This window comes from Pseudomonas sp. JV414 (assembly GCF_032424305.1).
Classification (GTDB): Bacteria; Pseudomonadota; Gammaproteobacteria; order Pseudomonadales; family Pseudomonadaceae; genus Aquipseudomonas; species Aquipseudomonas lini.
In genome coordinates this window covers 552715-569851 of record NZ_VYKC01000022.1, presented here as the reverse complement: position 1 = coordinate 569851, position 17137 = coordinate 552715, and the positions used below count along the sequence as shown (strand labels likewise).

2 protein-coding genes are annotated in these 17137 nt (G+C 63.8%); both read left to right on the top strand.

What is annotated here, in order from left to right; genetic code table 11:
- Nucleotides 1-63 precede the first annotated feature (63 nt).
- Nucleotides 64-3126 carry an amino acid adenylation domain-containing protein gene (locus F6R97_RS26560; RefSeq protein WP_315867353.1) on the top strand — a complete coding sequence of 1021 codons (3063 nt, stop codon included), beginning with the start codon at nucleotides 64-66 and terminating at the stop codon, nucleotides 3124-3126.
- Between the two features lie 52 nt (nucleotides 3127-3178).
- Complete coding sequence (locus F6R97_RS26555) at nucleotides 3179-17125, top strand: non-ribosomal peptide synthase/polyketide synthase (protein WP_315867352.1); 13947 nt, start codon at nucleotides 3179-3181, stop codon at nucleotides 17123-17125.
- Nucleotides 17126-17137 lie beyond the last annotated feature (12 nt).

Here is a 17137-nt window from a genome sequence, read left to right as displayed (position 1 = left end):
GTCAGCGAGACTCGGTGCTTCTGCCGTGGCCCAGATTCAAGCCCATTTTTAGTCGAGTTGAACATGAGCGGACTTCAAGGTTTTCGTATATCGCCGCAACAGGCATCTGTGTACCCCCACATCAACGGCGCGGTCGAACACCCGTTCAGTTGCCATTTGCAATGGTCGCTGTCCCGGCCGGTGGATCTTGATGCGCTGAACAGTCGTCTGCTGGCGCTGATGGCCGACAGTGAAATCCTGCGCACGCGCCTGATGCCGGTGCCAGGTTTGCGCCACCCGGTACAGGTGATTGACGAAACCTGCGCCCTGCCGATGACCGTGCAGGATTTGCGTCAGCATAGCCCCGCTGAGCAGGACATCCTGCTGAGCGATATTGCTGCACAGGCCCGCGACTGGACCCACCCGCTCGCCGTGACGTTGGTGCGACTGTCGGACGAACAGTCGGTGCTGGATCTGGCCGCTGTCAGCAGCCACTTCGACCTCGCCAGCCTGAAACTGCTGGCCGCTGCGCTGCTGCAAGACGCCACCCCGGATCTGTCCGAAGCGCTGCAATATGCCGACTACGCCGAGTGGCGCTGGAGCCTGACAGAAGACGAGCCGGACCATCCCGGCGTGAACTTCTGGAAACCACTGAGCGAAACCGAACAGCCGGCCTTGCAGCTGTCGCTTGAATCCAGCAGCGGCAATGTGTTTGCGCCGGCACGGGTGGATCTGGCATTGCCCGCCGATCTCGCCCGCCACCCGGCCCTGACCTCGAACCTGATGCTGACAGCCTGGGCCGCCGTACTCGGACGCTTGGCCGGCCAGCAGCAAGTCCCGATCACCCTGATCCACGAAAGCCGCGGCCCGGAACTGGAAAGTGCGTTGGGCTTGTTCGAGCAATGCCTGCCGGTGCGCATCGATCTGGATGCCCAGGCGACGTTGCTGGAGCAAAGCCAACACGTCGGCGCTTTGATCGAGCGAACCGTCGGCTGGCAGGACTATTACACCCAGGACCTGAATGGCGGTTACGCCTTTGCCTGGCGTTCGGGTGATGCCCGGGAACGTTATGCCAGCGCTGTAATGAACCCGGTGAAGGCCTGTCTGAACGTACGCCAATTGCCCGACAGCCTGCACGCGCAGGTGGTTTACGACCGCCATACATTAAGCGCCGAAGCGGCGGCCTGCCTCGCCGAGCAATGGCTGCAACTGCTGCTGGGCGCGCTGGCCGATCCGCAGCAAGCCTGGGCTCAGTTGCCGCTGAGCGGACCGCTTCAAACGCAGGTTATCGACGCCCGACCGAGCCTGCCGCTGATCGAACCCGTGAGTCTGGTCGAGCTGATCGCCCGTCAAGTTCAACGACAGCCTAACGCCATCGCCCTCAGCGACAAGGACGGCGACCTGAGTTACGCCCGCCTCGATGCCTGCGCGACTCATCTGGCCCATCAATTGGTGGCGGCCGGCATCGGCCCAGGCGTGCCCGTGGGCATTCTGTTCACCCGCAGCAATGCCGCCATCGTCGCCATGCTCGCGGTGTTGAAGGCCGGTGGCGCTTACGTGCCGGTTGATCCGACCTACCCGGCGGATCGCCGCGCCTACATGCTCGCCGACAGCGCCATTGCGCACATCGTGGTCAGCGCCGAACTCGCCGACAGCGTGCCCGACACTCTGCAACGCTTCGTGCTCGATGACCTGAAGGTGACGAACGCCAGCGACCTGCCGCCACTGCCGATGCCCGACGCGGACGACCTGGCGTATCTGATTTACACCTCCGGTTCCACTGGCGCACCGAAAGCCGTGGAAATCAGCCACGGCGCGTTGAGCTTCTCGACCCAAGTGCGCATGGCCTCCTATGAGACGCCGGTGCGCGCCTACCTGCTGTTGTCGTCGTTTGCCTTCGACAGTTCGGTCGCCGGGATTTTCTGGACGCTGGCCCAAGGCGGACGCCTGGTATTGCCGGCTACAGGCGAAGAACTGGAAATGGCCCGTCTGGCGCAGTTGATTGCCCAGCATCGGGTCAGCCACGGTCTGTCGCTGCCCTCGCTCTATCAAGCCCTGCTCGACCAACTGCAACGCGCCGAAAGTGCCGACAGCCTCGAGTGCTGGATTGTTGCCGGTGAAGCCTGCCCGCCTTCGTTGATCGCCCAGCACAGCAAGACCTTGCCGCGCGCCCGACTGGTGAACGAATACGGCCCCACCGAAGCCACGGTCTGGGCCACCTATGAAGTGCTGGACCCGAGCCGGGCGCTAAGCATCGGACGCCCGATTGCCGGCATGGACCTGCGCGTACTGAACGAACACGGCATCGCCAGCGGCATCGGTGAGCCGGGGGAAATTGTTCTCGCCGGCCCGACCCTGGCCCGCGGTTATCGCAACAAACCCGAAGAAACCGCCAAAGCCTTCGTCACTCTCGCCGATGGCACCCGCGCCTACCGCACCGGCGACCTGGCCTGCTGGCTGGCGGACGGACGCCTGGCATTCCTCGGTCGCAAGGACCACCAGGTCAAGTTACGCGGCTACCGCATCGAACTCGGCGAAATCGAACGTCAACTGTGCAGCCACAGCGACGTGCGCGAAGCCGCGGTGATCGTGCAAGAACACGCCGCCGGCAAGCGTCTGCTGGCTTACATCGTGGCGGCTCATGGTTATGCGCCGGACTCGGAAGCGATCAAGCGTTTCCTCGGCGAACGCCTGCCCTCGTACATGGTGCCGGCCCGGGTGCTGACCCTGGCGACTTTCCCGCGCACCCCCAATGGCAAGCTCGACACCCGTCAGTTGCCCGACCCGGACCAGTTCGACGAAGGCGCCCACGTGGCACCGCGCAACGCGATGGAAACCACCCTGCAAGCGATCATCGCCAAGGTCTTGAAGCTGTCGACCGTGAGCGTCACCGAGAACTTTTTCGCCATTGGCGGCGACTCGATCCTGAGCCTGCAAGTGGTGGCCCAGGCCCACGAGCAAGGCATTGCGCTCTCGGCCAAACACGTGTTCGAGCGCCAGACCATCGCTGCCATGGCCGAAGTCGCTCAGCCGCTGGCCGCCGACAGCGCGCAACCGCAAGCCCAGAGCACCGAGTTCAGCGCCTCGGGTCTGTCCGATGACGAGATGCAGGCGCTGATGGCCGAACTCGACGAGAACGAATTTTGATCGGCCGCCCACTTCGCCGCGCCGTTGCCCCTTTTTTTGCAGGACGTTTTCAATGACCACCGAAAAAACCACCAGCAATCCGATTGAAGACATCTACCCGCTGTCGCCGTTGCAACAGGGGATGCTGTTCCACTCCCTGCTGCACGAAGATTCCGGCGTGTACCTGATGCAGGATCGCTACCGCATCGGCGGGGCCATCGATGAAGTGGCGTTCCTTGAATCCTGGCGCCAGGTGGTGGCGCTGCACCCTTCCCTGCGCGCCAGTTTTCAGTGGAAAACCCAGAAGCAACCGGTGCAGGTGATCCATCGCGAGGTCAAGGTGCCGTTGGATACCCTAGACCTGCGCGGGCTCGCCCCGCACGAACAGGAAGCGCGGATCCGCACGTTGCTGGAAGACGAGCAGAAAGTCGGTTTCAACCTGTCGAAGCCGCCGCTGATTCGCTTCCGGCTGGTGCGGCTGGCCGATGAATCCTACGAATTCATTCGCAGCTTTCACCATATCCTGATGGACGCCTGGTGCATTTCCCTGGTGACCGTGGACTTCCTCAAAGTCTACGAAGCGCTGTGCAACGACCGCACGCCTGAGCTCAAGAGCCCACGGCCGTTTCGCGATTACATCCAATGGCTGCAACGCCAGGATGCGGGCAAGGCCGAGCAGTTCTGGCGCGGCCAGTTGCAAGGGCTCAATGCACCCACGCCACTGACCGTGGACAACGGCGTAGCCCGTGACCGCTACACCGATGCGGTGCTGGTGGACGATCAGCTGATTCACCTGAACGAGCAGGAAACCCAGGCGCTGGCTGCATTCTGCCGTAGCCGCCGGATCACCCCGAACACGTTTTTCCAGGGGGTCTGGTCGTTGCTGCTGTCGCGCTATAGCGGTCAACGGGACGTGCTGTTCGGCGTCACCGTGGCCGGTCGTCCGGCGGAGCTGACCGGAGTGGCGGAGATGATCGGCCTGTTCATCAACACCCTGCCGCTGCGGGTGTCGGTGGATCCCGAAGCATCGCTTGGTCAGTGGCTGAGCACGCTGCAAGGGCTGAACGTTGACATGCGTGATTTTGAACACACGCCGCTGACCGACATCCAGGGCTGGAGCGATTTTCCCCGGGGCGAAACCCTGTTCGACAGTATCCTTGTGTTCGAAAACGCCCCGATCGACGAACAGATTCTGGAAGGCGGTTTCCAGTTCAGCCTCGAAGGCATGGATCACAGCGTGCACACCCACTACGGTTTGACTGTGGTGATCTTGCCCGGTGAACAGCTGGGCATTCGTGTGTCCTACGACCGCGAGCGTTTCGAGGCGTCGACCGTGCAGCGCTTGCTCGGTCACATTGCCAGCCTGGTGCGCGGCATGCTCGCCGCACCGGACGCGCTGCTGGGCAGTTTCGAGCTGCTGGCCGTTGATGAGCGTCAGCAACTGCTCGGCGAGTGGGCGGTCAACCCGCACGACTTCCCGCTGGATCAAAGTTACGCCGAACTGTTTGCCGCGCAGGTCGCCCAACGTGGCGAACAGGTTGCCGCGATCTGCGACGGTGAATCCCTGACCTACGCCGAACTGGATCAGCGATCCACGCGCCTGGCCCACGCCTTGCGCGACGCCGGTGCCGGTGAAGATCAATTGGTCGCGCTGGTTGCCCCCCGTGGCCTGGCGCTGTTGACCATGATGATTGCCGTGCTCAAGACTGGCGCAGCGATGCTGCCGCTTGAAGTCAATCATCCGCCGGAGCGCCTGCGAGAAATCCTCAGCCTGTCCCGTGCACCGTTGCTGGTGGCCAGCGAAGGTTGCAGTGCCCTGCTCGATCAGTTGCTCAGCGGTCTCGATCAGGCGCCCAAAGCCTTGTTTGCCGAAGCCTGCTGGACGTGCGGCAATGATGCGCCGCTGCCATTGCTCGGCGGCCCGGACAGCTTGGCCTACGTGCTGTTCACCTCGGGTTCGACCGGTACGCCCAAAGGCGTGATGATCGAACAACGAGGCATGCTCAATAACATCTTCGGCAAAGTGCCGGCCCTGGGGCTGAACGCCGAAGACCGAATTCCACAGACCGCGTCGGTGGCCTTCGACATTTCCGTGTGGCAGTTCCTCGCCGCGCCAGTACTCGGCGCCACGGTGCACATCCTGCCGGACGACGTGGCGCACGACCCGCAACGTCTGCTGCAAGTGCTCGCCAGCGAACGCCTCAGCGTGCTGGAAATTGTCCCGAGCCTGATGCGCACGCTGCTTGCGCTGTGCCCTTGCGACCTGCAATTGCCCGACCTGCGCTGGGTGCTGCCCACCGGTGAAGCCCTGCCGCCGACCGTGGCCCGGGACTGGTTTGCACGTTTCCCCGACATCGCCTTGATGAACGCCTACGGTCCGGCCGAGTGCGCCGACGACGTGGCCTTCCAGCCGATCTTCGAAGCGCCGGACGCCAACGTCAGCCACATGCCCATCGGCCAACCAACCGCCAACAACTGTCTGTACGTGCTGGACGAATCCCTGCGGCCGGTACCCGTTGGCGTTGCCGGGGAAATCTGTGTCGGTGGCGTCGGTGTCGGTCGTGGCTACCTGCACGATCCGCAGCGCACCGCTGACGCGTTCATCGATCACCCGCAACTCGACGGGCGTATTTACCGCACCGGCGACCTGGGACGCTGGCGCGCCGATGGCGTGATCGAATACCTCGGCCGCCGCGACCAGCAGGTGAAACTGCGCGGCCACCGCATCGAACTGACCGAAATCGAACACCGTCTGGCGCAGCACCCGAATGTGCGCGAAGCCGCCGTATTGCTGCGCGAAAACAGCGTCGGCGAAGCCTGGCTGGTGGCCTACTGGTCGGCCCACGACGACACCTTGGGCAGCGACGGACTCAACGAACACCTGCGCGCGCAATTGCCTCCGTACATGGTGCCGGCCGCGTTCGTGTGCCTTGAGCGCTTGCCCCTCAACAACAACGGCAAGGTCGATCGCAAGGCCCTGGCCGCCCAGGAGCTGAACTGGCAGGCCGACACCCAAGAAAGCATCGCGCCGCGCAATGAGCTGGAAACCGCCGTGGCGAAAATCTGGGCCGACGTCCTGGGTCGCGACACTGTGGGCGTGGAAGATAACTTCTTCACTCTCGGCGGGCACTCGCTGCTGGCCACCCAGATCGTTGCGCGCCTGCGCACCCATTTCAAACTCGACTTGCCGTTGCGCGTGCTGTTCGAACAACCGACAGTGGCGCTGCTGGCCGTCGCCATCGCTGCCCGCCAGGCCGATGCCGCCGCACCGCAAGCCGCCGTGATCAGCGCGCCGAAAGCCCAGCCGCGACCATCGCTGTTGCCGCTGTCGTTCTCGCAACAACGCCTGTGGTTCATCGAGCAACTGACACCGGGCACGACGCTGTTCAACATCCCGTTCGCCCTGCATCTGAAAGGTGAACTCAACGTCGAAGCGCTGCATGCCAGCCTGAATGACTTACTGGTGCGTCATGAAATCCTGCGCACCGGAATCCGCAGCACCGATGGCGTACCCAGCCAGCACATCAGTGAATCGCTGAACATTGCACTGCCGTTCGATGATTTGTCGGGTTTGGCCGCCACGGCTCGCGAAGGTGCGCAGTTCAATGCGCTGCAAGAAACCTTTGAGCAACCGTTCGACCTGACCTCGCCGCCGTTGCTACGTGCGCGATTGCTACGTGTTGCACCGGGTGAACATGTGCTGGGCATCGCCTTGCATCACATGGTCTCGGACGCCTGGTCGGCGACCATCGCCCTGCGCGAGCTGGCCCTGGGTTACGAAGCCCGTTGCAACGGCGCCCCCGCCGAACTGCCAGCCCTGCCGGTGCAATACGCCGACTTCGCCCTGTGGCAACGCGAACACCTGCAAGGCGCCGAACTCAAGCGCCAACTCGATTACTGGACCACCACGCTGGATCGTCGCAACAGCGAAGGCAGTCCATTGCTGGCCTTGCCCACCGACAATCCACGGCCGTCGGTGCAAAGCTACCGCGCCGGGATCGTGCAGCGTGAACTGAGCGCCGACCTGAGTGGCCGGGTGCAATCCTTCGCCAGTCGCTTGGGCACCACACCGTTCACCGTGTTGTTCGCCGGTTTCGCCGTGCTGATGCACCGTTTGAGTGGCGATGCCACGGTACTGATCGGCACCCCGGTCACCCACCGTGAACAACCGGGCACCGAAGGCCTGCTCGGCATACTGCTGAACAACCTGGCGATCCGTGCCGACTTTGAGCCGCAAGCGGATTTCACTGCGCTGGTGAGCCAGGTGGCCAAACGTCTGCGCGAGGGCTTGCAGCATCAAGACCTGCCGTTCGAGCAACTGGTGGACAGCCTGCAACTGCCGCGCAGCCTCAGTCATGCGCCGCTGTATCAAGTGATGGTCGCGCAGCAGTTGGCCATGGAATCGCGGCTGCGTTTCCCGGGGCTGGATTTCGAAGCGTTGGACACCCCGCTCAAACACTCCGAATGCGATCTGGACCTGCACGTGCTGTGCCCGGCCAATGCGCCAATCCAGTTGGAGCTGATGTTCGCTCTGGACCTGTTCGCCGCCGACAGCGCCCGTCAGACCCTCGCTCGCCTGGAGCACTTGCTCGAACAAATGCTCGCCGAGCCGCAACGCCCGGTGGCCGCCCTGCCGCTGCTGATGGCGGCGGAATGGCAGCGCACCGTGGTCGAGTGGAACCGCACCGAGATGGAAGTACCACAGCACCTGACCTTCGCCCAGCTGTTTGAACAGCAGGCCGAACGCAGCCCGGATCGCGATGCGTTGTGCTTCGAAGGCCGCAGCCTGAGCTACGCCGAACTGAATCGCCGAGCCAACCAAGTGGCGCATTACCTGCGCAGTCGCGGCGTGGTCGCCAATAGCCCGGTGGCATTGTGTGTCGAGCGTTCGCTGGAACTGTTGGTCGGCCTGCTGGGCATTCTCAAATCCGGTGGCGCCTATGTGCCGCTGGACCCGACCTACCCGGTGGATCGTCTGGCGTACATGCTTGAAGACGCCCAGCCGGCGTTGTTCCTTGGCCAGCAGGGCTTGCTGGAGCAGCTGGGTGCCGAACTGCCGCGCCTGCGCCTGGACAGCGACGCCGCCCTGTTCGCCGATCAGCCGGACAACAACCTCGCGCCACTGGCCGGTCCCGATGACCTGGCCTACATCATGTACACCTCCGGTTCGACCGGTAAGCCCAAGGGCACGCTGGTCACCAACGGCTCGGTGGTCAATCTGGCGTGGGCACGCATCCATGGCCTGTATCGCCGCTATACCGATCAGCCGATGCGCACCAGTTTCAACTATTCGTTTGCCTTCGACAGTTCGGTGGCCGAGCTCATCCTGCTGCTCGACGGCCACAGCCTGTACCTGACCCCGGAAGAGGTGCGCTACGACCCCGAGGCCCTGGCGCAATTTTTCCGCGAAACCCGTCTGCAAGCCTTCGAGTGCACCCCGGCGCAGCTCAAGGCCTTGCTCGAAAGTGACGGCGTACGCCGTGGCGAAGTGTATCTGCCACGCTTTGTGCTGTTTGGTGGTGACGCGGTGGATGCACAACTTTGGCAGCGTCTGCCATCGATTGTCGGCAGCCGCTTCTTCAACACCTACGGCCCGACCGAATGCACCGTCGATGCGACCGGTTGTGCGGTGGACGACTTCCCGGCACGCCCGATCATCGGACGGCCGATCGCCAACGTGCGCACTTACGTGCTCGATGCTTTTCTCAATCCGATGCCGGTGGGTGTTCCGGGCGAATTGCACATCGGCGGAGCCGGCGTGACCCTTGGCTACCTCAACCGCGCCGAACAGACCGCGAAGGTGTTCATCGACGACCCGTTCTCGCCGCTGGCGGATGCGCGCATGTACAAGTCCGGCGACTTGGTGCGCTGGCTACCCGACGGTCAGCTCGAATACCTGGGGCGCATGGACCATCAGGTGAAAATCCGTGGTTTCCGCGTCGAACTGGGCGAAATCGAAGCCTTGATCGGCGCCCAACCGGGCGTGCGTCAGGCGGTGGTGCTGGCCCGTGAAGACGTGCCCGGCGATAAGCGTCTGGTGGCATACGTCACCTGCGACCAGCAGGCCGATATCAATGCCTGGCGCAAAACCATCGGCGCCGCCCTGCCCGACTACATGGTGCCGTCGGCGTTTGTGCTGCTCGATGAGTTGCCGCTGACCGACAACGGCAAACTCAATCGCAAGGCCCTGCCAGCGCCGGACATTCAAGCGGCGCCAGACGCTCAGGATCCACCGCGCACCGTCGCCGAACAGCAACTCGCCGCCCTGTGGGCCGAGCTGTTGAACGTGCCGCTGACGCAGATCGGTCGCGACAGCCACTTCTTCTATCTCGGTGGCCACTCGCTGCTGGCGGCGGTGCTGTTTGCCCGTCTGCGCCAACAGTTCGCCACGGTTCCACCGCTGCGGGCAGTGTTCGAACACCCGAGCCTTGAGGCTTTGGCCGCGTTGCTGGGTGATTCGCTGCAAACCCCGGCGGCGACCTTCGTCCCGGCGGCACGCCCGGTGCGCTTGCCATTGTCATTCGAGCAACAACGCTTGTGGTTCCTCGAACAACTTAGCGCTGGCGGTGGCGAATACAACGTGGTCAGCGCCGTACAGTTCGATGGTGAGCTGAACCCTCAGGCCTTGCAGTCCGCCCTGAATGGTGTGGTTCAACGCCACGAAATCCTGCGCAGCCGGATCGTGCGCGATACCGACGGCGAGTTGGCGCTGGTCATCGAACCGCAGGTCAACATCACCTTGCGCGTGGCAACACTGGAAGCGGCCACCGACGACACTTGGCAACTGCTGACCGATGAGGCCATTCACGCCGAAACCGGGCACCGTTTCGACCTGGCTACCCAAGTGCCGATTCGTGCCACGCTGGTGCAACGCAGCGGTCGCGACCAGGCGTTGCTGTTGCTGACCGTGCACCATTGCGCCACCGACGATGCGTCCAGCCAGAACCTGTTGAATGAACTGGCGCAGCTCTACACCGCCCAAAGCCAAGGCACCGTCGCCGTACTGCCGGACCTGGCCCTGCAATACCCGGATTACGCCCTCTGGCAGCGCGAGTCCGGTCAACAAACAGTGTTCCGCAACCAGCTCGAATACTGGCGCACCCAGCTGGAAGACGGCAATTACCTGTTGGACCTGCCCACCGAACAGGGTCGTCCAAACCTGCTCGACCCTGCCGCCGGCGCAGTGCAGCTGCAACTGCCGCAAGAACTGGCGGGACGCCTGCGTCAGTTCGCCCAACAACGCGGTGCCACCCTGTACATGCTGATGCTCAGCGCGGCGCAATTGTTGTTGGGGCGCTACGCCAACCAGCGCGACGTGCGGGTCGGCAGCCCGGTGGCCCAGCGTCCGCTGGCCGAATTGCAGCCGCTGATCGGTTGCTTCGTCAACACTTTGGTGATGCGCGCCGACCTCGATCCGACGCTGGATTTCGAAGGCTTGCTGAGCCAGGTGCGCAACCGCGTGCTGGACGCGCAGCACCATCAGGACGTGCCGTTCGATCAGGTCGTTGATCACCTGGCGCCAGAGCGCAGCCTCGGCCAGACGCCACTGTTCCAGGTGTTGTTCGTGATGCAGAACGCCGACTCCTCGGCCAGTCACTGGCCGCAGTTGCAGGTGCGTGAACGGGCAGTGACCGCCCAAGCCACCAAGTACGACCTGAACTGGGAAGTGCATGACGGTGAGGTGCTGTCGGTGTTGCTGGAATATCGCGCCGCGCTGTTCAGCGAAACCACGGCCCGGAGTTGGCTGGCGCAATGGCAAGAGCTGCTCGAAACCATGCTCGACGCGCCACAGACTCGCCTCGGCGACTGGTCACCGTTGGCGGCGTCTGAGCGTCAACGCCAGCTGGTCGAGTGGAATGCTACCGAACGCAACTACACCGGCCCGACCAACCTGCACACCGCGCTGACCCAACAGGCGGCCCTCAGCCCCAACGCGGCGGCGCTGGTGTTCGAAGGCGAGCGCCTGAGTTATGCCGAACTGGACCAGCGTGCGCAAACCGTCGCCCGCGCCTTGCGTGCCGCCGGTATCGGCAGCGGCGCCATCGTCCCGGTGTGCATGGAACGCTCCGTGGAGATGGTCGTGGCCCTGCTCGGCATTGTGCATGCCGGCGCCGCGTGGTTGCCGCTCGATCCGGAATTGCCCGCCGCACGTCTGGCATTTTTAATCGCAGATGCCGATGCCCAAGTCACCTTGACTCAAGCGCAGTGGCTGGCGCGTCTGCCGGTCGGGCACACCGCCTGGACCCTCGACGCCCTGCCACCATCGCCGGCCGCTGAACCGATCAGTGTTGGTTCAAGCGATCTGGCTTACGTGCTCTACACCTCCGGTTCCACCGGCCAACCAAAAGGCGTGATGAACGAACACGGCGCCTTGATGAACCGTTTGTACTGGATGCAGGACGCCTTCCCGATTGGCCCGAACGACCGCGTCTTGCAGAAAACCCCATACAGCTTCGACGTGTCGGTATGGGAGTTTTTCTGGCCGCTGATCACCGGCGCCACGCTGGTGGTCGCCCGTCCGGACGGTCATCGCGATCCGGCGTATCTCAGCCAGTTGATCCAGCAAGAGCAGGTCACCACCCTGCACTTCGTGCCCTCGATGCTGCGCGCCTTTGTTGAAGAACCGAGCCTGGTCAACTGCCACAGCCTGCGTCAGGTGTTCGCCAGCGGCGAGGCGCTGCCGGTGGATCTGGTACGGCGCTTCATGAGCCAACACCCAGCGGCGCTGGTCAACCTCTATGGCCCGACCGAAGCCGCTATCGACGTCTCGGTATGGCGTTGCTCGGTGGACGATGTGATCGTGCCGATCGGCAAACCGATCGCCAACCTGCGCCTGTACATCCTCGACGAGGCCATGCAACCACTGCCAATCGGCAGCATCGGCGAGCTGTACATCGGCGGTGTCGGCGTCGCTCGCGGTTACCTGAAACGCCCGGACCTGACCGAAGAACGTTTCCTCGTCAGCCCGTTCATCGACGGTGATCGCCTGTACCGCACCGGCGACCGTTGCCGCTTCCTCATCGATGGCAACATCGAGTACCTGGGGCGCCTCGACCATCAGGTGAAACTGCGCGGGCAGCGGATCGAACTGGGGGAGATCGACGCTGAATTGCTCATGCAACCGGGCGTTCGCGACGCGGCCACTTTGTTACTCGACCAGCGTCTGGTGAGCTTCTGGTGTGGTGATGCCGATGAGTCCGCACTGCGCGCGGCATTGAGCGACAGCCTGCCCTCGCACATGCTGCCAAGCCTTCTGGTGCAACTCGACAGCCTGCCGCTCAACAGCAACGGTAAGCTCGACCGCAAGGCGTTGGCTGCCACGGCATTGCCTGAAACCAAAAGCGACCAGCCGCACACCGCGCCGCGCAACGCCACCGAAACGGTGCTCTGCGAGTTGTTCAGCGAAGTGCTGGAATGCCCGTCGGTGGGGATCGAAGATCACTTCTTCCATCTCGGCGGCCACTCTTTGCTGGCCACCCGTCTGGTCGCTCGGGTCCGTGAACGCCTGGGCGCCACCTTGCCATTGGCGCTGGTATTCGCCCAACCGACGGTGGCGGCTTTGGCCGGTCATCTGCGAGCGGCGATGCCGGGTGAGCTGATCACCGCACAACCGCGTCCGGCACAATTGCCGCTGGGTCTGGCTCAGCAGCGTTTCTGGATGCTCAGCCGTCTGGTGCCGGATTCGCGCGAATATCACATGCCATTCGCCCTGACCTTGCGCGGCGACCTTCAGGTCCAGGCCTTGCGTGAGGCATTCGAGCAGATCAGCGAGCGCCATCTGGTGCTGCGCAGCCGTATTGTCGAAGTCCAGGGCGAGCCGCAGTTGTTGATCGACAATCACGGCCCGGCACTCGTGGTCACCTCGGTCGCCACACAGGACTGGACGGCGGCATGCGCCAACGCGCAGAACGAGCTGATGGCGCCGTTCAATCTGGCCACCGCCGCACCTTGGCGGGCGCACCTGTTGCAACGTCAGGACAGCGACGAAAGCCTGTTGCTGGTTTGCCTGCACCACAGCGCCACCGACGGTTGGGCGATGCAATTGCTGATCGACGAACTGGCCCAGGCCTACACCGCCAGCCTTAAAGGGCAGTCGCCCACCTGGACGGCGCTGGAGGTCGACTATGTCGATTTCGTCGTGTGGCAACAGCACCCGGACACCCAGGCTCGACGTAATGACAGCCTGGATTACTGGAAAAACCACCTCGGCCAGGACGACTACCAACTCGACCTGCCCCTCGACCATCCACGCGGTGCCGAAGCGGATCGTCGCGCCCGGCAACTGACCGTCAGCCTCGGCGCCTCGCGTGCCGAAGCCATCCGCCAGTTCGCCCGCCAACGCGGCACCACCAGCTACGTGGTACTTGCGACAGCACTGAGTGCCTTGCTGGCACGCTACAGCGGTCAGCGCGACATCCGCCTCGGCACTCCGGCGGACCAGCGCGACCAACCGCAAACCCAGGCGTTGCTGGCGTGCCTGGTGAACACGCTGGTGATCCGCAGCGAAGTCGCTCAACAGGCTCCGGCCGAGCAGTTGCTCGCCAGCCTCGAGGCAGATCTGCGCGCGGCCCAGGCCCACGCCGACCTGCCGTTCGCAACACTGGTCGGCGCCGTGGCCCAGCGCCGCGACCTGAACCGCACACCGCTGTTCCAGGTGATGTTCTCCCTCAACCATGGCCGCATGGACAGCAGCCAATGGCCGGGCCTGAACATCGAAGAGCAGACGCTGCCGGTGATCGACGCCAAGTTCGAACAGAGCTGGGAAGTCCAGGATGACGGCGTCGACATGACCCTCGCCCTTGAATACCAGGCGGCGCTGTTTGACGAGTCGACGATGCGGCGCTGGAGCGCGCAATGGTGTGCCCTGCTGGACGCGCTGGTGACAACGCCGGAGCTAGCGCTGGTCGAATTGTTCCCGCAACAACAGGATCAGCAGCAACTGGATCGCTGGAACGCCACCGAACGTCATTACACCGGCCCGACCAATCTGCACACGGCGCTGACCCAACAGGCGGCCCTCAGCCCCAACGCTCCGGCGCTGGTGTTCGAAGGCCAGCGCCTGAGCTACGCCGAACTGGATCAACGCGCGCAAACCGTTGCCCGCGCCTTGCGTGCCGCCGGTATCGGCAGCGGCGCCATCGTCCCGGTGTGCATGGAACGTTCCTTGGACCTGGTGGTGGCCCTGCTCGGCATCGTGCATGCCGGCGCCGCGTGGTTGCCACTGGACCCGGAATTGCCCGCCGCGCGTTTGGCGTTCCTGATCGACGACGCCGATGCCCGAATCACCTTGACTCAAGCGCAGTGGCTGGCGCGTCTGCCGGTCGGGCACACCGCCTGGACCCTCGACGCCCTGCCACCATCGCCGGTCGCTGAACCGATCAGTGTTGGTTCAAGCGATCTGGCTTACGTGCTCTACACCTCCGGTTCCACCGGCCAACCAAAAGGCGTGATGAACGAACACGGCGCCTTGATGAACCGTTTGTACTGGATGCAGGACGCCTTCCCGATTGGCCCGAACGACCGCGTTTTGCAGAAAACCCCATACAGCTTCGACGTGTCGGTATGGGAGTTCTTCTGGCCGTTGATCACCGGCGCGACCCTGGTGGTCGCCCGTCCGGACGGTCATCGCGATCCGGCGTATCTCAGCCAGTTGATCCAGCAAGAGCAGGTCACCACCCTGCACTTCGTGCCCTCGATGCTGCGCGCCTTTGTCGAAGAACCGAGCCTGGTCACCTGCCACAGCCTGCGTCAGGTGTTCGCCAGCGGCGAGGCGCTGCCGGTGGATCTGGTACGGCGCTTCATGAGCCAACACCCAGCGGCGCTGGTCAACCTCTATGGCCCGACCGAAGCCGCTATCGACGTCTCGGTCTGGCGTTGCTCGGTGGACGACGTGATCGTGCCGATCGGCAAACCGATCGCCAACCTGCGTTTGTACATCCTCGACGAAGCTCAAAAGCCCCTGCCAATCGGCAGCATCGGCGAGCTGTACATCGGCGGGGTCGGCGTCGCTCGCGGTTACCTGAAACGTGCGGACCTGACCGAGGAACGCTTCCTCGCCAGCCCGTTCATCGACGGTGATCGCCTGTACCGCACCGGTGACCGCTGCCGCTTCCTCGCCGATGGCAACATCGAATACCTCGGCCGTCTCGACCATCAGGTGAAACTGCGCGGGCAGCGGATCGAACTGGGAGAAATTGATGCAGCGCTGCTTAACCAGCCTGCAATCACCGGTGCCTGCACCTTGGTGATCGACAACCGGTTGGTAGCGTTCTACAGCAGCAGCGCGGCGCAATCGGGCCTCGATATGCTGCTTGCCGCCCAACTCAAAAACCAGCTGCCGGCGTACATGGTGCCGGCGGTATGGGTTGAAGTGCCGACCTTGCCCCTGACCACCAACGGCAAGATCGACCGCAAGGCCTTGGCTGCCCTGCCATTGCCGCAGACTCAAGAAGACCGTGTCGCACCGCGCAACGAACTGGAAGCCCTGCTCTGCCAGCTGTTCGGCGAGTTGCTGGGCGAGATGATGACCGGCGGCCGCGAGGTCGGAACCATGGACAGTTTCTTCGCCCTGGGTGGTGACTCGATCCTCGGCCTGAAGCTGATTTCGCGCATGCGGGAACAGGGTTACTCGCTCACGCCGAAAGACCTGTTCCGCTCACCGACCCCGGCAGCGTTGGCGCAGATTGCCAGTCCATTGTTGACACTGGCCGAACAGGGTGACGTCACCGGCGCCATGCCGTTGATGCCGCTGCATCAGTGGTTCTTCGATCAACAGCAACCTCAAGCCGCGTACTGGAATCAGTCGGTGCTGGCCGACAGCGATCGACGCCTGGACGCGACCCTCGTGCAGGCCACACTGGATCGACTGGTCGCCCACCACGACGCCTTGCGCCTGCGCTTCAACGAGGTCGAAGGCCAATGGCAGGCGCACATCGCACCGGTATCGCCCGCTCAATTGACCTGCTGCGAACACCCTGAGCAACTGCAACAAGTCGCGCAAAGCCTGGACCTGCAACACGGCCCACTGTTCGCGGCGGCATTACTGGAGGGCAAACCGCAACGCCTGTATCTGGTCGCGCATCACCTGGTCGTGGACGCAGTGTCGTGGACGCCGCTGCTGGAAGATTTCCAGCAGCTGTATCAAGGGCTGGAACGTGGCGAGAACCCGAGTCTGCCGGCGAAAACCACATCCTACCGTCAATGGGCCGAGCACCTGCACGCCCATGCCGGCAAGGTCAGCGCCGAACAGCGCTACTGGAACACCCAGATCGCAGTGAACACCGCGCCGGTGGCGACAGTCGCCGAGCGCCAGACCCTGTCGGCTCGTTGGGATGCGGCTCGCACTCATCAATGGCTGACCGAGTCCCACGCCGCGTATCGCACGCAACCGGAAGAACTGCTGATTGCCGCCCTCGCCGCCACCCTGGCGGAAGTCGAAAGCCGCGCCGACATCGTGGTGGATCTGGAGCGCCATGGCCGCGATGCGCCGTTCGAGGGCCTGGATGTCAGCCGCACCGTCGGCTGGTTCACCACCCTGTACCCGCTGCGCGTGAATTCCAGCGGTGCCCCCGGCGACCGGGTGCGCAACGCCAAGGAGGCCTTGCGCGCCGTACCGGGCAATGGCCTCGGTCACGGGCTGCTACGCCAGCGTGGCGCGTTGCCGCCAAGCCGTGGCGATGTGCTGTTCAACTACTTGGGGCATGAGCAAACGCCACAGGGCTGGTTGCGCGCCAGCAGCCTGACCCCGCCGCCAGAAGTGGCACTGGCCAACCGGGTGACCCATGGCCGTGAGGTGGTGGCGTGGCTGGAAGACGGCGTGTTGCATGTCGAATGGCACAGCGTCACGCCGAGCGCCGACAGCCGCTTGCCTGCTCGCCTGCTGGAGCACCTGCAAGCGCTGGTCGGGCATTGCCTCGACCCACAGGCGGGGACGCTGATGCCATCGGATTTCCCGCTGGCCAAAGGCATGAACCAGGCGACCCTCGACACCCTGCTCAAACGCTTGGGGCCGAAGAAGTGAACCCCGGCATCG

What these genes read in the sequence shown, in the direction of transcription:
- F6R97_RS26560 (WP_315867353.1), top strand. Translation starts at nt 64, where the DNA reads ATGAGCGGACTTCAAGGTTTTCGTATATCGCCGCAACAGGCATCTGTG.
- F6R97_RS26555 (WP_315867352.1), top strand. Translation starts at nt 3,179, where the DNA reads ATGACCACCGAAAAAACCACCAGCAATCCGATTGAAGACATCTACCCG.